Source organism: Gordonia sp. DT30, from assembly GCF_049844915.1.
GTDB lineage: Bacteria > Actinomycetota > Actinomycetes > Mycobacteriales > Mycobacteriaceae > Gordonia.
In genome coordinates this window covers 127,945-143,050 of sequence record NZ_JBNCLY010000009.1, presented here as the reverse complement: position 1 = coordinate 143,050, position 15,106 = coordinate 127,945, and the positions used below count along the sequence as shown (strand labels likewise).

Genomic DNA, 15,106 nt, shown 5'->3' with positions numbered 1-15,106 from the left:
GTCGGTTGTGGTCAGGTCTGCGCGGGAGAAGGTAGCCCTGTTGTTGCAGGGCCATGAGTCGGCGGGGTCGTTCAGCGCCGAGATGTCGGCGCCGGCCGCAGGCGTGACCTTGTCGGTCGAAGCGGTCGGTCCGGTGAAGCTTCCGATCGGCGCGCAGCAGGAGAGGAAGCTGGTGTCGGTCGCGCGCCCGGCGATGTTCGGGCTCGGTGAGCAGACCCTGACCGACACGTCGGTGCGAGACACCTGGGAGTTGACCGCCGACCAGGTGAGTCTGGGCGGCGCGTTCGACCAAGTCCTCGACGACGTGCTGGCCGAGGCGCACGAGGAGCTCGGTCTGCCGCGGGGCGCACGTCTGCGCGCGGAGCCGCATTCGCTGCTGGTCTACGGGCCGGACCAGTTCTTCGCGCCGCATCAGGACTCGGAGAAGGACGACGAGATGGTGGCGACGCTTGTGGTGTCGCTGCCCTCGGTCCACACCGGTGGGGAACTCGTGGTCAGCCACGGCGGGGAGACCCGCGCGTACCGCCACGCCGACCGGAGCACGATCGGCTTCGTCACCTTCTACGCCGACTGCGTCCACGAGGTGCGCCCGGTCCGTTCCGGGCGGCGAGTGACGATGACATTCAACCTGCTCGTCACCCGCGACGTCGAGGAGGACGAGATCGACCCCGACGAGGAGTTGGCGTCCTTGATCGGCGAACACTTCACCACACCGGTGATCCGACACTGGTCCGGCGAGCCGCCTCGGGCGCCGAACCGACTCACCGTGCTGCTCGATCACCAGTACAGCGAACGTGGGCTGGCCGCCGGCCGACTCAAGGGCCGCGATGTCGAGTGGGTGAACCGACTGCGGGCGGCCGCCGACCGTGTCGGCTGTGCGAACGCACTCGCGCTGGCGGAGATCCGGGAGACGCGGAACGCCTACGACGATGGCACGTCGTGGCGCTACCGGTACGACGATGATGAAGGAGAAGAAAGCGAGGCGTACGACGACGGTGAGCCGTCGTACGACGTCGGTGAGCTGCTCGACGACCAGATCACTCTGGGCTGGTGGAAACGTGCCGGCGTGGGCCGCGGGGAGTCGATTGGCCTGCACCCCGACGAGAGTGAGGTCTGCGCGGTCACCCCGACGGCGTCGTTGATCCCGTACGAATCCGAGTACGAGGGTTACATGGGCAACTACGGCAACACCCTCGACCGTTGGTATCGCCGAGCCGCGATCGTGCTCTGGCCGACGGCACGGGACTTCATCGCCCGCGCCGAGGCCGACCTGCCCAACGCGATCGCCGAGCTCGATGCCCGGTTGAGCGAGGGGGGCGACCTCGATCGCGCCCGGGCCGACGCCCGGGAGCTGGTCGACTTCATCGGAGCCGGTAACTCGGACCTGCTCACCGGCCTCCTGTCGGTTGCCGATGCTCTCGATGACGCCGAACTTGCCCAGCTTCTGCTCACGCAGCTCACGGGCGATGCACTGACCGCAGATCACGCCACCGCGCTCGCGGGCGTCGCCGCGCGATACGGAGATGTGTGGGCGCAGACATTGATCGAGTCCTGGTTCACGGTCGATGGCTACTGGCACGGACGCTGGGTACACGGACGTCGCGAATGGGTGAACGAGACCCTGCCCCGCCTGGCATCGGAGCTGCGGCGGGCCGGCTCGGTCAGCGTCGTCAGTTATGTCTGCCGACAGAATTGGGCGATCCTGTCGGAGTCGTTCGGTGCGGAACTGACGGCGGGGCCGCGATCTCGGGCCGAAGGCATGGCGTCGCTGGTGAACCCGGCGGAAGCGCTCTTGAGAGCGGCCGACGCGGAGATGGTCGAGGAGTTCGTCGGCGCCCTCAGGGACTACGACGACGGCGTGCTCGATCTGGAGGTTCCGCTGCTGCGCCGACTCGGTGCCGATGCGCCATCGTCTTTGGTCGATGACGCCGTGTGTCGACTGGAGACTCAGCTCGGCGCTCCGCCTCGACCCGCAGACGACTGGTCGATCGTGTGGTCGGGGTGCGGGTGCGACCGGTGCGAGACGTTGCAGGGCTTCCTCGGCGACCGCAATGCAACCGAACTCGATTGGCGGCTGCGAACCGACGGACGCCAGCACGTCCAGCATCGGATCGAGGCCGCCGAGCTCCCGGTCGCCCATCGCACGATTCGAAAGGGCAGCCCCTACACCTTGCGGCTGGCCAAGCGGCCGGACCTGCACAAGCGCGAAGCCTCGGAACGTCACCGAGCGGCGGCAGACCTGGCCTGGCTGGTCGGAGGAGTATCGAAGTAGGTCGACGGTGGCCTCCCGTTGCATATTTGCAACTCTGATCTAGACTGCTCATGTGGACCTCGCTGAGCGCATCTCGACCCTGCGGCGCGTCAACGACCTGAGTGCCCGCCAGCTTGCGGCGCTGGTCGATGTCGCGCCGACGACCGTCACGCGGATCGAGTCCGGCGCGGTCAGCCCATCGTTCGATCTGGCTCAGGACATCATGGCGGTGTTGGGGGAGCCGATTGGATTCACGAGTTCGGCTGATGTCTCTGCGATTGCCGCCGCGCGGTTGGCACTCGATCCGATGCTCGATCTCACGGTGGCGCCCGGCGTCGAGGTGTGGCGTCGACGATGGGCTCGGATCGGGCTCGTCGACGAGAAGGGGTTTGCGATCAGCGGTAAGGAGGCCGACCTGATGTTCCGTGCCGGTCGCGCTGCTCGTCTCACGCGGCGTTCGGGTTCCGTGGACTTCAAGACGGGGCCGACCGCGTATGACGTTGCCGACTCTCTCCACAGCGCTGGTTTCGACTACGCCGTGACCGGCGACACTGGCGCGAACCTCTATCGCTCCAGCGCGGGGGAAGCTTGGCCGGTCCTGTACGTCGAGGACGTCGACCGTGCAGCCGAAACGGCTGGGCTCGCACGCAAAGAGTCTGGTTCGTTCGGCACACGCCTCACGCTGATTCCCTTCGACGGGGTCTGCGAACTCGGCAGGGTGTTGGTCGACGGTGTGACAGTGGTTGCACGCGATCAGGTCATCATCGACGCCTACGGCGGTGTCGACCGCATGACTGAGCAGGCTGACATCCTGTTGGGACGTCGAGTGACGTGACGGAGTTCGAGGAGCCTCGCAACGAGACCGAGTGGAGCCGCCGCGCGATCATCAACGTGGTCGGAGTCCTCGCGGTCCACTCCGAATCACTGACACTGGTCGGGGCGCATGCCGTCCTGCTGCGCACGATGAACCTCGACGTGCCGGGAATGCCAACGGGCGACGGTGATCTCGGTGTGACACCACGGTTGGTGGGCGAGGTGCCCAGTATCGAGGCGCTCCTGGCCGGCGAAGGCTACGAACACCGCACCACGGCGAGGCCCGGTCTCTGGGGTCGCGAGCCGTACGACGAGTCCGACGGAACGCGGTCGTTCCGCGAGAAGATCGACCTGCTCGCTCCTCACGGACTATCGGGGACCACCAGCCGGACCAGGCGTGGCGTTCCGGCTCTCCAGCCGGCACACGGCAAGCTCGCGGTCGGCAACGCCCTCGGCCTGGAACTCGCGGCGTTCAACCGGTCGCTGGTGACGATCATCGACTTCGCCGATCCACGACTCTCGGCAGAGGTCCACGTCGCCGAGATTCCTGCGCTCGTCCTCGCCAAGTGTTCCAAGGTGGGCGAACGCCTGCGCGAGCCACACAAGGGCCGGGTGCGCGACAAGGACCTCGGCGACTTGTGGCGGCTCATGGCCGTGGCCGATCCGGACGACGCCGTCCGGATCATCACAGGGTTCCTTGACCACCCCGAGATCGGTGATGACGTCCGCCAGAGCGTCGAGTGGACCGCCGGCGTTTTGCAAGACCCGGCGAGTGTCGAGCGAGTCAAGTCTGCCTTCGACACGTTCGTCGCTCCAGCAGAGATCGACCGAGTTTTCGCGCCGGTGGCGTGAAGCGCTGCCTCCTGTCTGACGCGTTGCACCGCGCCCGGCCGCCGGTCCGGCATACCCTCCTAGGCTGGACGAGAGGGAGCCGCACCGGACGCCCGTGCATCGCTTCAGGAAAGTGGCACGCCTGCCACTCGTGAGGAGTCACAGTCATGGCCAATCGTCTCGTCTCCGCGACGAGTCCCTACCTGCGGCAGCACGCCGACAATCCCGTGCAGTGGTGCGAATGGAGCGATGACGCGCTCGCGCAAGCGCGGCGCCGCGACGTTCCCGTGCTGCTGTCTGTCGGCTACGCCGCCTGCCACTGGTGCCATGTGATGGCGCACGAATCGTTCGAGGACGAGGCGACGGCGGCGCAGATGAACGACGGCTTCGTCTGCGTGAAGGTCGACCGCGAAGAACGCCCCGACATCGATGCGATCTACATGAACGCCACCGTGGCGATGACGGGGCAGGGCGGCTGGCCGATGACCTGCTTTCTCACCCCCGACGGCGAGCCGTTCTATTGCGGCACCTACTTTCCCGGTACCCCGCGCAACGGGATGCCATCGTTCCGGCAGTTGCTCACCGCGATCACCGAGGCGTGGACACAGCGGCGCGACGAGGTGACCGCGGTCGGGGTGCAGGTGCGAGAGCATTTGCACGCCAACGCGTCTGCGCTTCCGGCAGGTTCGCTGCCCGTCGACGACCGGCTCCTGGCGCATGCGGTGGCCGCCGTACTCGGCGACGAGGACCGCGAATCCGGTGGCTTCGGGGGCGCGCCCAAGTTCCCGCCGTCGGCGCTGCTGGAAGGACTCCTCCGGCACAGCGAACGCACCGGCAGCCCTGAGGCACTCGACGCCGTCCGGCGCACCTGCGAGGTGATGGCCCGCGGCGGAATCTACGATCAGCTGGGCGGTGGATTCGCTCGCTACGCGGTCGACGACGACTGGGTGGTACCGCATTTCGAGAAGATGCTCTACGACAACGCGCAGCTACTGCGGGTGTACGCGCATCTGGCCCGCATCACCGACGACCCGCTGGCGATCCGGATCACCGGCGAAATCGTCGAGTTCTTGCGCCGCGATCTTCGGGTGGGCGGTGGATTCGCCTCGGCCCTCGACGCCGATGCCGCCGGCGTCGAAGGATCGACATACGTGTGGACCCCGGCGCAGCTCGTCGAGGTACTGGGCGAATCCGACGGCCGTTGGGCCGCCGGACTTTTCGGTGTCACCGGGTCGGGGACCTTCGAGCACGGCACCTCGACGCTGCAGCTACGCGTCGATCCTGACGACGACGCCCGATTCGCCGACGTACGGCATCGGCTGCTCGCTGCGCGCGCCGAGCGTCCCCAGCCCGCCCGGGACGACAAGGTGGTCACCGGGTGGAACGCGATGGCCGTCACCGCCCTCGTTGAGGCGGGTCTGGCGTTGAGCCGCCCGGAATGGGTCGATCTCGCCGGCGAGATCGCCGCGACGCTGCTGCGTGAACATGTCCGCGACGGCCGGCTGCGCCGGGCATCGCTCGGCGGCGTGGCCGGTGAACCCGCCGCGGCGCTCGACGATCACGCCGCACTGGTGACCGCACTGCTGTCGCTGCATCAGGCGACCGGCGACATTGCGGTGCGCGAGCAGGCCGTGGACCTGCTCGACCGCACGATAGCGACGTTCGCGGACCCGGACGAACCGGGTAGCTGGTACGACGCCGCCGGTGACGACCTGATCGCGCGGCCACGCGACCCAATCGACGGGGCGACTCCGGCAGGTGCCTCGCTGCTGGCCGAGGCGCTGCTGAGTGCATCGCTACTCGCGCTGCCCGAGCGCGCCGCCCGCTACGCCGATCTGCTCGACGCCACCCTCGGTCGTGGTGCGGTGTTGCCTGCCAAGGTGCCCCGGTCGGCGGGGCACTGGCTGACCGTTGCGCAGGCCCGAGTGGCCGGACCCCTGCAGGTCGCGGTGTCGCAAACTGCCGACAGCGCAGGGGGACTCGCATCTGCCGCCCGCCGGGCCGCACCTGGTGGGGCGGTTGTGGTTGCCGGTCAACGGGATTCGCTGCCGCTGCTGCACGACCGAGGCGTCGTCGGTGGTGCCGACGCCGCGTACATCTGCCGGGGGACCGTCTGCGATCTACCGGTCACCGAGGTCACCGAGCTGCAGGCCGCGTTGCGCTGAGCCGCTCAGTGCCGGCGCGTGACGAGGAGGTCGACGTGCGCGCCGACCGTGGAGTCGAGTGCGGCCATGCAGAGTTCGTGGTTCTCCTCGGGCGTGATCTTTTGATCCAGCAGGGCGGCGAGCGTGCCGGCGCGGACGAAGGCAATCCACCCGGTGAACCCCACGTCGGCCAGATCGCGTGCATGACCGGTACATCCGGCGTCGTCGAGGAACGAATTCCACAGCGAGGCCAGGACGCGATCGATCGGCCCACGCACCGCGGGATCGGCAGACACCGAACTACGGTTGGCGGTCAGGACGAGCGGAAGGTTCTCGGCGTAGAAGTCGAGATAGGCGGTGAGCGCGGTCTCGATCCGGTCTCGAACGGTGGCGGTTGCCGTGGTCGATGCCTTCGTCCGCAATCGGGTGTGTGCCCGCTCCCACACTGCGCCGAAGAAATGGGCCTTGGTGGGGAAGTGGTTATAAAGGAGCCGACGCGTGACGCCGGCCGTGGCTGCCATGTCCTGCATCGAGAGCTCCTCGAAGTCCCCGGTACCGAAAAGGCGTTCCCCGACGTCGAGCAATGACTCGCGGCGTTCCTCCGGTGACATCCGTCGGCGGCTCGGCATCGCTTCATCCTAGGCCTTGCCCCGGCTCGGTCCGAAGCCTATCGTCGTCTTATTACACACGAGTGAAATAGAGGTGATGAATGCTCAGGGCTTTCCGTGTATGGCTGGTGATATTCGGGTCGGTCGTCCTCGGTATTGCCTTGGCGCACTTGTTCTTCGGGCAGACGACGTACATCGGCGGCGGCACTGTCGACGCGACGATGGAGTCCGATCTGCGGTTCTTCAACATTCTCTTCGCGGCGTACGGTCTCGGATTCGTCTGGGCGGCACAGGATGTCCCCGGCCGGGCACGAGTCGTCGACCTGCTCGGTCTGCTGTTCTTCCTCGGCGGACTGGCCCGTCTGCTCGCGTGGGTGACGGTCGGGACGCCGAGCTGGTTCTACCTGATCATGACGCCGGTCGAATTGATCGTCCCCGTGGTCAACCACTTCCTGTTGCGTGCGGTCACGAAGCCGGCGGTCGGCGGCGTAACTGTCTGAACGACAACGCTTCTCCGGGGCGGAGGCTGGTGGCGTCGGCGGGTGTGGACGACCTCAGATCGAGGTGGGCGACGCCCATTCGCCGACGGGCCCGCGCAGTTCGGACAACCGGCGGTCGCCGCCGGCCTCGGCGAGCAACGCCGAACCTGCGGGGCGCAGATCGATGTCGGCGCCCTGGGTGATGGGCCACCGCAGGAAACGGCACACGAACGAGCGTGAGAAGTGGCCGTGGGATACCACCACGACGTCGGAGATCACGAGCCGGGACTCGACCCGGTCGACGGCGGCGTCGACCCGCCGGGTCATCTGCTCGACCGATTCGCCGCCGGGCGCCCCGTGGGTCCAGATCGCCCATCCGGGTTCGTGATCGGCCTGGATCTGGAGACGGGTGAGGCCCTCGTAGTCGCCGTAGTCCCACTCCGCGAACAACTCGTCGGTCTCGTCGACGTGCAATCCGGCCAATTCGGCGGTTCGCTGGGCTCGGCGTCGGGGTGAGGCGAACACATACGGGTTGTGCAGGCCGATCCGTTCGGCGATTCCATGCAACGCCGAGGCATCGGCCTCGCCCTTGGGGGTCAGGTCGATATCGGTGCGGCCGGTGTGCTGATCCGACAGCGACCATTCGGTTTGTCCGTGGCGGATCAACAGGACGCGGTGGCGGGGCCGGTCAGAGGACACGTCGATGAGCTTAACCCGAGTGCGTGCTCCCACCCAGGTGTGTCGTGATTCACATTGCGTTACAGCGAGGTTCGCCCGATTTGCCGCTGTATGGGCAGTAACGGGCGGTGCGCTAATGTCGATAACCTCGGTCGTGAGCATGACCTCGGTGTGTGAAGAAGTGAATGGGAGCGGTGTGATGTCGAGAGTGGCGGACAGAAGTGGGTCGTGGCGGCGGCCACGGCATCGATCGTTGACCCTCCGGCTTCTGGTTCTCGTGGTCAGCCTGGCCAGTGCTGGTGCGCTGCTCGTCGTCGGGGAGGGATTCGCGCAGGCGGCAGTGCCCGCGCAGACCTGGTGGATCGACTCGTGCGGGATGCCGACGCAAAGCCCGGGCGGCCCCGCCCATACGGTCAAGGTGCGCGCCTGGACCCGCCCCGGCAACCGCAAGACGGTCGTGCTGCTCGACGGCCTGCGCGCCACCGACGACGCCAGCGGCTGGGAGCACGGCACCCATGTGGCCGACCTCGCCAACCGCGGGGTGAACGTGATCGAGCCGGTCGGCGGCTATGAGAGCTTCTACACCGACTGGAACGCACCGGACAATTTCAGCCGGCAGACCTACACCCAGAAGTGGGGATGCGTGGTCAGCCGGAGTCTGGTCCGGGCAATGGATGCGCGTGGGCTGCGTGGGCCGTCGGGGCACTACGCGATCATGGGTGTGTCGATGAGTGGTAGCTCCGCCCTGATCACCGCCGCCAACAACCGCCGTGATTTCGACGCCGCGGGTTCACTGTCAGGGCTGCTCAACATCACCGCACCGGGCATGCGCTCGGCGATCCGCGCGGCAATGGTGTTCCCGGCGATCGACGGCGGCACGCCTGCGATGAACGTCGACGCGATGTGGGGACCGCCGTGGAGTCCCCGCTGGTTCGACAACGACCCGTTCGTGCAGATCGGCAAGATGCGGGGCCTGCGGCTGTTCCTGTCCACCGGCAGCGGCATTCCCGGCTACACCGCCACCCCGCAGGCCGTGTTGGCGAATCCGGCGTTGCTGATCCAGGGCGTGCCGCTGGAGACGTTGTCCTCGGCGCTGACCCACACCTTCGACATCCAGGCCATGATCAACGGGGTTCCGGTCATGACCGACTACCCCGTGTCGGGAATGCATGACTGGCCGTACTGGCAGGATGCCGTCTACAACGCCTTGAACCGGGGCTTCTTCCGTGCCTGAGGCCCGCCGAGGCCGGGCGGCGAGCGGTCCCATGCGGGCCGTTCTCGCCGCCGGGTGCGTCCTGGGCGCAGTCCTACTCGGCGGATGCGGCAGCTCCGACAACGCAGCTGATTCGGCCGCGTCGGGTTCGGTCACCACCTCGAGCGAGTCCGCGACGTCCTCCGTCCCGGCGAGCACCACCACGTCGTCGCATGCTCCGGCGCCGTCGGCGTCCCCGTCGGCCCCGCCGAGTCGGATCGAGCTGCCGAGCCAGGGCACCGCCGAGACGGTGGCGCCGCCGGCGTCGGGGGCCCGCAGTGCCTTCCTGGCGACGCTGCGTGACAAAGGGGTCAACCTCGACCCGGACACCGCTGTCTCGCTGGGTGACTCGGTCTGTCATGTACGCAAGACCGGTGGCGAGGATGCGGCGCGCCAGTTCGCCGCCCCGGTCATGAAGCAGTCCACCGGAACACAGCCCACCGATGCGCAGGTGGCGGCTTTCGTCGATGCGTCGAGAGGTCTCTGCTGAGGTCGGTCCGTGGACGATTTTGGGGCGATGTGACGCGTCGTGGTAGCCTCGCTTCCGTGATCAGCACCGTGCGCGCCTATTGGCGTTTCTTTATCGAGGCTCCGGGTGAGCCTGCGATGAAGCGCTGATTGCGTCGCACGTACATCCCGGAGCCCCGAGCAGTGACCTCATGGTCGCTGCTTTCGTCATTTCCATGGGCCTCCGGTGTGGCAACGGCGGGTGGGACATGAAGGCGACACGGCACCCAACCCGCGAAAGGCACCAGAAGTGACCACCCTCGGAGATCTGCCCCGTTCGATGCCGGCATCGGCAACTCTTGCCGCCGAATCGACCTCGGATCGGCGTATCAGGGCGTTCCGGCCCATCCCGTCGCCCGACACCATTCGCACCGAACTCCCGCTGACGGCGCGCCGCGCGCTCACGGTGCAGCGGGACCGCGACGAGATCGCCGCGATCCTCGCCGGCGCCGACGACCGGCTGCTCGTCGTCATCGGGCCGTGTTCGGTGCACGATCCGGTCGCCGCCCTCGACTACGCGCGTCGCCTGGCCCCGCTGGCGCAGCAGTACGCACCGAGTCTCAAGATCGTGATGCGGGTGTACTTCGAGAAGCCGCGCACCACCGTCGGATGGAAGGGCCTGATCAACGATCCCGGCATGAACGGCACCTTCGACGTGGAACGTGGTCTGCGAACCGCACGATCGCTGCTCCTCGACATCATCGACCTGGGTCTGCCGGTCGGCTGCGAATTCCTCGAACCCACCAGCCCGCAGTACATCGCCGACGCGGTCGCCTGGGGGGCGATCGGCGCCCGCACGACGGAGTCGCAGGTCCACCGTCAGCTGGCGTCGGGACTGTCCATGCCGATCGGCTTCAAGAATGGCACCGACGGCAACGTCCAGGTGGCGATCGACGGGGTCAAAGCTGCTGCGGCGCAACATGTCTTCTTCGGCGTGGACGATTTCGGCCACGGTGCGCTGGTGGAGTCGGCAGGCAATGCCGACTGCCACATCATTCTGCGCGGCGGCACCGTCGGCCCCAACTTCGACGACGCCTCGGTCGTCGACGCGGTGGCGGCGCTGGACAAGGCGGGACTGGCGGCCCGGGTCATGATCGATGCCAGTCACGCCAACTCCGGCAAAGACCACGTCCGGCAGGCGCAGGTTGCGTATGAGATCGCGGCGTCGATTCGCGCGCAGCGCGCAGCCGGCGACCCGGCCCGCGTGAGCGGGGTGATGCTCGAGAGCTTCCTGGAAGCCGGTGCACAATCTCCCGACGCCGACCCGCTCGTCTACGGCAAGTCGGTCACCGACAAGTGCATGGACTGGGAGGCCAGCGCCGCCGTGCTCGCCGAGCTGGCGCGCGACTGAGTCCGTTCTGCTGACAGCAGAAGCGGGCCGGGCGCTCGCCGCCGCGGAACTACGATCGCCGCATGGACGATCGGACATCGCTCGACGACACCCGTGACGCCGTGGAGCCACTGCTGCGGGAGGTGACGGGCCGGGTGTTGCGGCGTCACCGCCACGAGCGGGGCGAGCGGCTCGTGGAAACCGCCCGCCGCGCCGGCGTGTCCAGTCAGTACCTGTCGGAGCTCGAACGCGGCCGCAAAGACGCCTCGAGTGAATTGCTGGCGGCGGTGGCCGGGGCACTGGGATTGACGCTGCTCGACCTCACCCGTGAGGTGACCGCCGACCTGACCCGTGCCGCGGTACCGGCCCTGCGCTCGGTTCCCGGTGCGATCCCGATGCGGTCCGTCGGCACGTCGAACCAGCCTGTGCCGCAGAGGTGTCGGGGGCCGGTGGCGCTGGCGGCCTGAACCTCGCCGATGCGCCCGCTCAGCGATCTCCGGCCGGGATGCGCTCGTCGATGATGTGATCGGCGATGCCGTATTCGACGATCTCGCCCGCCCGCAGGACCCGGTCGCGGTCGGTGTCGCGGCGCAGGGTGGCGACGTCCTGGCCGGTGTGTCGGCTCATCGCCTGTTCGATCTCCTCGCGAGTGCGCAGGATCTCCTCGGCGGCGAGGATGAGATCGGGAATCGTGCCGCGGCCCTGACCCGATGGTTGGTGGAGCAGTACACGGGCGTGGGGGAGCACCGCGCGGCGGCCCGGCTCGCCTGCGGCCAGCAGGAGTGCCGTCGACGACAGTGCTTGTCCCACACAGGTTGTCGCAATCGGAGCGTGGCAGTACTGCATCGTGTCGTAGAGCGCGAAGGTCGCCATCACCGACCCGCCGGGCGAATTGATGTAGAGATCGATCGGCGCCTGCGGGTTGTCGGAGTCCAGGTGCAGGATCTGGGCGATCAACGCGTTGGCGACGCCGTCGTCGATCTCGGTGCCGAGGTAGACGATTCGGTCGTCGAGCAGGCGGCTGTAGACGTCCATGACCCGCTCGCCCTGCGGGGACCGGCTGATGACATTGGGAATCGTGTAGGTGCTCACCGCGATACCCCGAAACCGGCCGCGGCGCTCGCCGTGGGCGCCAATTGGGCGACCGAGTCGACGATGTGGTCGATGAAGCCGTACTCGCGCGCCTCGGCGGCGGTGAACACATGGTCGCGCAGGGAGTCGTCGAAGACGCGCTCCCGCGACTGTCCGGTCCGCTCGGCGATGATGCCCAGGACGGTGTCGCGTACGTGGCGCAGATCGTCGGCCTGCAACTCGATGTCGGGCGCGTAGCCGCCGATCCCGGCCGATCCCTGATGCATCAGCACCTTGGCGTGGGGCAGGATGAACCGCTTGCCGCGGGTGCCGCAGCAGAGTAGGAATTGCCCTGCGCTGTATGCCATTCCGAGGTTCACGGTCACCACGTCGTTGGGGATGATCGCCATGGTGTCCATGATCGCGAGCATCGCCGGTACCGACCCGCCCGGCGAGTTGATCCACAGGCCGATGTCGGTCATCGGGTCATGTGCGGAGAGCATCACCAACTGCGCACACAGCTGGCTGCCGATCTCGTCGTCGAGCGCCGAGTCGAGCATCAGGATCCGTTGATTCAGTAGCCCTTCGGCGGTGTGCTTACGCAAGGGCAGAGGTCTCTTGTCATCGCTCATGCGGTTCAGCATGCGGCGCGATGACGGCTCCGGACAGCCGATGCTGCCCTCGGCAGGAGGACACCGCGCAGAGCAGAATCGCCGGGGCAGTCGTGTCGTGGTCGGTGGTCAGGCGGTCAGAACCAGCCAGACCGCGACGTAGTGGGCCAGCGCGGCGATCGCGGTGCACACATGGAACACCTCGTGATGGCCGAACACCGTGGGCCATGGGTTCGGCCAGCGCACCGCATAGAGCACCCCGCCGATGGTGTAGAAGATCCCGCCGAGGACCAGCAGCACGATCACCAGCACGCCGGCGTCGGAGATCAGGGTCGGGGCCACCGCGATGATGACCCAGCCGAGCAGTACATAAAGGGCGACGCCGAGCCATCGTGGGGCGCCCGGCCACGCGAGTTTCAGTGCGACGCCGGCCAGTGCGCCGGCCCAGACGATTCCGAGCACCCACCAGCGGACCGGGTCGGGTAGGGCCACCACGCAGAACGGCGTGTAGCTACCGGCGATGAACACGAAGATCATCGAATGGTCGGCGCGCTTCATGCGGATCTGTGCGCGCGGGGTGCGCCAGGCGATGCGGTGGTAGCTCGCGGAGACCGCGAAGAGGCCGATCACGGTCAGTGCGTAGGTCGCGCACGCGAGCGCCGCCGAGGTACCGCGTAGGCACGCGGCACCGACGACGACGGCGATGCCGCAGGCCACGGCCACATACGCCGAGTAGTGGTGGATGACGCCGCGCAGTCGGGGCGGCTCGTCCGCCGGGGTCGTCAGCAGCGCGGTCATGCAACCTACGCTACCGTAACCTGGTGTCCGCATGGCGGTGTTCTCCGACGCAGTGCCGCATGCCGGTGAGGTGTCGCTCAGATCGGGTCCAGGGGCGCCGAACTGTTGTAGCGGTGCAGGAACTCGGCGAATCGCTGTATGTCCTGCGGCGGCCAATCGGCCAATCGTGCGGCGATCTCGGCGCCGCTGCGTCGGCGTATGTGCCCGAGAATCACCCGGGCGTTCTCGGTCAATTCGAGGGCCTGGGTTCGCGGGCTCGAGGCGTCGTGGTGGCGGCGGAGCAGGTCGCGTCGCCGTAACTCGCCCAATTGCCGGCTCGCAGTGGATTTGTCGATGCTCGCTGCGCGGGCAAGGGCGCCTGCGCTGATTCCGGGATGGTCGTCGACGAGGGTCAGCAACGAGTACTCGACGAAGGTCAGCCCATCCTCCCCATAGATCTGACGGGCGCCGTTGCGCAATCGGCGCGAGAGTGTCACCAATTCCTGGGCAACCTGTTCGGCGGTCGAGGCTTGCTCGGAAGCATCCATGGTTGTACTCTACAACTTAATGGGGTTGCATAATGCAACTTCGACTTGGTGAGAGAGGTACACCCATGTCATCGGCCCCCAATCCGGCGTTGCCGCTCAAGACGATCGCCGCGCACGTCGCCGTCCCGTTCGTCATCGGGATCGTGATGGCGCTGTGCTATCTCGGCGGCTTCCACAAGCCGGATCCGCACGAGCTTCGGGTGAACGTGGTCGGCGACACGGTCGCCACCGCGGTGACCGCACAGGAACTTCAGCGGGATCTCGGTGATCACGTCGACATTCGCACCGTCACGAGCGTCGACGAGGCCCGGTCGGCGATCGAACACCGAGAGATCGCGGCGGCCTTCGTGCCCGATGCCACGAACCCTCAACTACTGGTGTCGACGGCGGCCGGGGACCCGACCGCGGTGATGCTCGAGCGGATCTTCACCCAGATCACCGTCGCCCATCAGCAACCCCTGCACGTCGTGGATGTGGTTGCCGCCGACCCCTCCCGCGATCCATCCGGACAGAGCCTCTTCTTCTTCCTCGTGGCACTGACCGTCGGCTCCTACGGCACCGGGATCGCCATCGCGGTGGCCGCCGGCGGGCGCTCGTTGCGCGTCCGAGCGGGCCTGGCTGTCGGAGCCGCGGTGCTCGCCGCCGGCGTCCTCACCTTGATCGCGGTGTTCGGCTTCGACGCGCTGCCCGGCGCGCAGTGGCAGATCTTCGGCTTGTCGATTCCCTACGCGCTGGCCACGATGTTGTTCGCCATCGGGCTCCACCCACTGATCGGCCGATTCACGACCCTGGCGATGGTCACGATATTCGTCGGACTCAACTTCACCAGTTCCGGCGGTGTCTTCGCCCCCGAGTTGCAACCACGCTTCTTCGCCGCCCTGCACGACTTCTGGATCGGCGCCGGGTTCAACGAGGCCGCGCGTGACCTCGCATACTTCCCGCAGGTCTCCCTCGCCGGCCCGGTCGGCAAGGTCATCGGCTGGCTGATCGCCGCCGCCGCCCTGGTGGTGGTGGCCGGCATCGTCGAGCGTCGTCGGCAGGCCCCGGCCGCCGTCCCGGCGAGCACCGGAGCCGGGCGGCACGAGCGTTCCGGACAGCAGCCATCGACCGAGCGGATACCGGCGGAGCTGACGCCGACGCAGGAAGAGGAGCTCGCCGAGGAAGTCGTGGCCTGACCTCATCCGGTTGCCGCCGGACGACGGTTAG

General features: G+C 67.6%; 16 protein-coding genes. 10 read left to right on the top strand and 6 right to left on the bottom strand.

Annotated features, from left to right (window positions below):
• Positions 1-7: 7 nt before the first annotated feature.
• The 4 genes from ACLQ3C_RS11195 (at position 8) to ACLQ3C_RS11180 (ending at position 6,060) form a co-directional block, all read left to right on the top strand.
• On the top strand, positions 8-2,272 hold the full coding sequence (locus ACLQ3C_RS11195) for a 2OG-Fe(II) oxygenase (RefSeq protein WP_425705130.1): 2,265 nt from the start codon (positions 8-10) through the stop codon (positions 2,270-2,272).
• A 52-nt stretch (positions 2,273-2,324) separates the two neighbouring features.
• Complete coding sequence (locus ACLQ3C_RS11190; RefSeq protein WP_425705129.1) at positions 2,325-3,086, top strand: helix-turn-helix transcriptional regulator; 762 nt, start codon at positions 2,325-2,327, stop codon at positions 3,084-3,086.
• Positions 3,083-3,916 (top strand): hypothetical protein, encoded by an 834-nt coding sequence (locus ACLQ3C_RS11185; RefSeq protein WP_425705128.1) that lies wholly within the window; start codon positions 3,083-3,085, stop codon positions 3,914-3,916. The genes ACLQ3C_RS11190 and ACLQ3C_RS11185 overlap by 4 nt, the downstream gene beginning before the upstream one ends.
• Before the next feature lie 146 nt (positions 3,917-4,062).
• Positions 4,063-6,060, top strand: a complete 1,998-nt coding sequence (locus ACLQ3C_RS11180) for a thioredoxin domain-containing protein (RefSeq protein ID WP_425705127.1) — start codon at positions 4,063-4,065, stop codon at positions 6,058-6,060.
• A gap of 5 nt (positions 6,061-6,065) precedes the next feature.
• Here ACLQ3C_RS11180 and ACLQ3C_RS11175 read toward each other — a convergent pair whose 3' ends face one another.
• Positions 6,066-6,668, bottom strand: coding sequence for a TetR/AcrR family transcriptional regulator (locus ACLQ3C_RS11175; protein ID WP_425705126.1), 603 nt, complete (start codon positions 6,666-6,668; stop codon positions 6,066-6,068).
• A gap of 80 nt (positions 6,669-6,748) precedes the next feature.
• On the opposite strand from ACLQ3C_RS11175, the gene ACLQ3C_RS11170 reads away from it, so the two are divergent.
• Positions 6,749-7,147, top strand: a complete 399-nt coding sequence (locus tag ACLQ3C_RS11170; protein WP_425705125.1) for a DUF4345 domain-containing protein — start codon at positions 6,749-6,751, stop codon at positions 7,145-7,147.
• 54 nt (positions 7,148-7,201) lie between these two features.
• Here the strand turns inward: ACLQ3C_RS11170 and ACLQ3C_RS11165 are convergent, their stop codons facing one another.
• Positions 7,202-7,825, bottom strand: coding sequence for a histidine phosphatase family protein (locus tag ACLQ3C_RS11165; RefSeq protein WP_425705124.1), 624 nt, complete (start codon positions 7,823-7,825; stop codon positions 7,202-7,204).
• 178 nt (positions 7,826-8,003) lie between these two features.
• On the opposite strand from ACLQ3C_RS11165, the gene ACLQ3C_RS11160 reads away from it, so the two are divergent.
• The 4 genes from ACLQ3C_RS11160 to ACLQ3C_RS11145 all read left to right on the top strand — a co-directional run bounded on the left by ACLQ3C_RS11160 (position 8,004) and on the right by ACLQ3C_RS11145 (position 11,360).
• On the top strand, positions 8,004-9,038 hold the full coding sequence (locus tag ACLQ3C_RS11160) for an alpha/beta hydrolase (RefSeq protein ID WP_425705123.1): 1,035 nt from the start codon (positions 8,004-8,006) through the stop codon (positions 9,036-9,038).
• Between the two features lie 31 nt (positions 9,039-9,069).
• On the top strand, positions 9,070-9,546 hold the full coding sequence (locus ACLQ3C_RS11155) for a DUF732 domain-containing protein (RefSeq protein ID WP_425705122.1): 477 nt from the start codon (positions 9,070-9,072) through the stop codon (positions 9,544-9,546).
• A gap of 267 nt (positions 9,547-9,813) precedes the next feature.
• Positions 9,814-10,914, top strand: a complete 1,101-nt coding sequence (locus ACLQ3C_RS11150; protein WP_425705121.1) for a 3-deoxy-7-phosphoheptulonate synthase — start codon at positions 9,814-9,816, stop codon at positions 10,912-10,914.
• 62 nt (positions 10,915-10,976) lie between these two features.
• The gene (locus ACLQ3C_RS11145) at positions 10,977-11,360 is read left to right on the top strand and encodes a helix-turn-helix domain-containing protein (RefSeq protein ID WP_425705120.1); all 384 of its coding nucleotides are present in this window, start codon (positions 10,977-10,979) and stop codon (positions 11,358-11,360) included.
• Between the two features lie 19 nt (positions 11,361-11,379).
• On the opposite strand, the gene ACLQ3C_RS11140 is transcribed toward ACLQ3C_RS11145, so the two are convergent.
• The 4 genes from ACLQ3C_RS11140 to ACLQ3C_RS11125 all read right to left on the bottom strand — a co-directional run bounded on the left by ACLQ3C_RS11140 (position 11,380) and on the right by ACLQ3C_RS11125 (position 13,900).
• Positions 11,380-11,985 (bottom strand): ClpP family protease, encoded by a 606-nt coding sequence (locus ACLQ3C_RS11140; protein ID WP_425705119.1) that lies wholly within the window; start codon positions 11,983-11,985, stop codon positions 11,380-11,382.
• Positions 11,982-12,596, bottom strand: coding sequence for a ClpP family protease (locus ACLQ3C_RS11135; protein WP_425705118.1), 615 nt, complete (start codon positions 12,594-12,596; stop codon positions 11,982-11,984). Before ACLQ3C_RS11135 ends, ACLQ3C_RS11140 begins: the two co-directional genes overlap by 4 nt.
• A 108-nt stretch (positions 12,597-12,704) precedes the next feature.
• A complete protein-coding gene (gene trhA, locus ACLQ3C_RS11130) occupies positions 12,705-13,373 on the bottom strand; it encodes a PAQR family membrane homeostasis protein TrhA (RefSeq protein WP_425705117.1) in 669 nt (222 codons plus the stop codon).
• A gap of 77 nt (positions 13,374-13,450) precedes the next feature.
• The gene (locus ACLQ3C_RS11125) at positions 13,451-13,900 is read right to left on the bottom strand and encodes a MarR family winged helix-turn-helix transcriptional regulator (RefSeq protein WP_425705116.1); all 450 of its coding nucleotides are present in this window, start codon (positions 13,898-13,900) and stop codon (positions 13,451-13,453) included.
• 65 nt (positions 13,901-13,965) lie between these two features.
• On the opposite strand from ACLQ3C_RS11125, the gene ACLQ3C_RS11120 reads away from it, so the two are divergent.
• Positions 13,966-15,075 carry a hypothetical protein gene (locus ACLQ3C_RS11120; RefSeq protein ID WP_425705115.1) on the top strand — a complete coding sequence of 370 codons (1,110 nt, stop codon included), beginning with the start codon at positions 13,966-13,968 and terminating at the stop codon, positions 15,073-15,075.
• Positions 15,076-15,106: the final 31 nt, after the last annotated feature.

What these genes read in the sequence shown, in the direction of transcription:
- ACLQ3C_RS11180 (WP_425705127.1), top strand. Translation starts at nt 4,063, where the DNA reads ATGGCCAATCGTCTCGTCTCCGCGACGAGTCCCTACCTGCGGCAGCAC.
- ACLQ3C_RS11175 (WP_425705126.1), bottom strand. Translation starts at nt 6,668, where the DNA reads ATGCCGAGCCGCCGACGGATGTCACCGGAGGAACGCCGCGAGTCATTG.
- ACLQ3C_RS11170 (WP_425705125.1), top strand. Translation starts at nt 6,749, where the DNA reads ATGCTCAGGGCTTTCCGTGTATGGCTGGTGATATTCGGGTCGGTCGTC.
- ACLQ3C_RS11160 (WP_425705123.1), top strand. Translation starts at nt 8,004, where the DNA reads ATGTCGAGAGTGGCGGACAGAAGTGGGTCGTGGCGGCGGCCACGGCAT.
- ACLQ3C_RS11155 (WP_425705122.1), top strand. Translation starts at nt 9,070, where the DNA reads ATGCGGGCCGTTCTCGCCGCCGGGTGCGTCCTGGGCGCAGTCCTACTC.
- ACLQ3C_RS11145 (WP_425705120.1), top strand. Translation starts at nt 10,977, where the DNA reads ATGGACGATCGGACATCGCTCGACGACACCCGTGACGCCGTGGAGCCA.
- ACLQ3C_RS11135 (WP_425705118.1), bottom strand. Translation starts at nt 12,596, where the DNA reads ATGAGCGATGACAAGAGACCTCTGCCCTTGCGTAAGCACACCGCCGAA.
- trhA (WP_425705117.1), bottom strand. Translation starts at nt 13,373, where the DNA reads ATGACCGCGCTGCTGACGACCCCGGCGGACGAGCCGCCCCGACTGCGC.
- ACLQ3C_RS11125 (WP_425705116.1), bottom strand. Translation starts at nt 13,900, where the DNA reads ATGGATGCTTCCGAGCAAGCCTCGACCGCCGAACAGGTTGCCCAGGAA.
- ACLQ3C_RS11120 (WP_425705115.1), top strand. Translation starts at nt 13,966, where the DNA reads ATGTCATCGGCCCCCAATCCGGCGTTGCCGCTCAAGACGATCGCCGCG.